Annotated in this window: 1 protein-coding gene; it reads right to left on the minus strand. The window is 66.2% G+C overall.

Annotated elements, in window-relative coordinates; genetic code table 11:
• Window positions 1-193 precede the first annotated feature (193 nt).
• Window positions 194-1,789, minus strand: coding sequence for an IS66 family transposase (locus QZY07_RS26470; RefSeq protein ID WP_295409284.1), 1,596 nt, complete (start codon window positions 1,787-1,789; stop codon window positions 194-196).
• Between the last annotated feature and the right edge of the window lie 11 nt (window positions 1,790-1,800).

Raw genomic sequence — 1,800 nt, forward strand, 5'->3', positions numbered from 1 at the left:
CACCTGACATTTTACCATTCTTGAGGCCATTATCCTTTATAAACAAACGATTAAAGCCAGTTTTGCGCCGATTTTGAACTCCGAAACGTGAGTCAATTAAATCTTTCTTTTCTTGTGCAATTTTGTTTTCGGGTTTTTCAACAAATTGCCGACCGCAATCTTTACAGGCAAATTTCGGTTTGCCCGTAGCCGTTCATAAACCCGGCATTGGAGCCAGTAGCGGAGCCGCCGCGCGACCGGCGCGGCGCTCCGCGATCACGCCGGCTAGATAGAGCCAGGGCACATGGCAGCGCTTGCGACAGGTGTCGATCACGCTGGCGAGCAAGGTGAAGGCCCGCGACCCGGCCTCGCCACGCGTCCCCATCATGATGCGTCGCGCGATGACCCAATGGCGCAGCGCCCGCTCGGCGTCGTTGTTGGTGAGCGGCCACTGGGGATTCTCCAGCACCCGAAAGATGGCGTCCCAGTCGTTCCAGAGCTCGACGGCCAAGGCGCGCGTCTTGGCGTGTCGGTGCCCGAGCAGACGCACGCAGGCGGCATGCAACTCGGCCAGCAACTCGGCGTGGAGGCGCGGCAGATCGACCGGCGGTCCCGCGCGGGCCGCATGGATGGCGCCGATCAGGGTATCGAAGGCGCGTTGGACCTGATGCCCGAAGGCTTGCGCCTCGCGATCGTCGCTATCGATCAACCCCTGCGCCTTGCGCGTGAGGTGCGCCCAGCAGCGCAGCCGTTGCGGGAGGTGGCGATACGCCTGCCAGCCGTCGCTCATCAGCCAGCCGGTGAAGCCTGGCAGGAGGCGGTCCAGCACCTCGCGCCCGCGCTTGGCCACCACGAACAAGGTCACGGTGGCACTGGTGAACACCCACAGCCACAGCAGATCGGCGCCTTGCGGCCAGGAGGTCTCATCGGCGTGCAGCAGTTCGCTGGCCACGACCGCCTCGATCAATTCATTTTCCAGCGGTGCCGCCGCCGCGGCGGCCTCGCGCAGAGTGCGGTCCAGGGTGCCCACGCTCAGGCTCAACCCGAGCCAGTCGTGCAGAAACTCCCGCAGCCGTCGGCGCGACATCCGAAAGCGCAGATGCAACGCCACGATCAGGGTCGCCAGTCCCGGCCCGACCAGACGCCATTCGCTCAAGGCCACCGGCTCCAAGGTCGGGTCATCGACGCGCCCTTCGCCGGGACGCGCGCGCGTGTGATGACCGCAGCCGCAGAGGGTGTCATGGAAACGCTGGTCGGTGATGCGCAGGTGCAGGCCCGGCTGTTCGGCATCGCCCCACTGCAGATCGACCGACTGGAAGCCCGCGTAGGCGACACTGGGGGCATCCGCCGGCAGCGCCTCGGCGCAGGCCGCGCAGGTCTCAGGACGATGGATGATCGTCTCGTGGGCCTTGAACACCTGGGTGCGTCCGAACCCCGGCGCGCCCGGTTGTTTGCCGGGCTTGCGCTTGGGCTTCTCGGGCTTGGAGGCCGCGTGCTCGGGGGCCTGGGTCTCGGGTGGATCGGGCGGCTCCTCCGGGGATGCGCTGGCCGCATCCGGTGCGTCCTGATCCTGCGCCGGGAGGCTCGCCTCGGCGTCGTCGCTCGGCTCCTCGTCGCCCGCTGGCGGGCGCTCCCAAGGCGCTCGGCTACTGGGTGGACGCGAGCTGTTGGCCGGATTTTGCCGCAGCCGCTCGCGCGCTTCCTTGAGATCCTCCAACAGTCGCAGCGACAGACCACGCAGCCGAGCCTCGTCCAGTGCCTGGACGTAGGTTTCATCGAGCTGGCAGAGGATGTGGTCGCTCAGGTGCATCGGTCAGGGGG

Origin of the sequence: uncultured Thiocystis sp. (assembly GCF_903866365.1) — a bacterium.
GTDB lineage: Bacteria > Pseudomonadota > Gammaproteobacteria > Chromatiales > Chromatiaceae > Chromatium.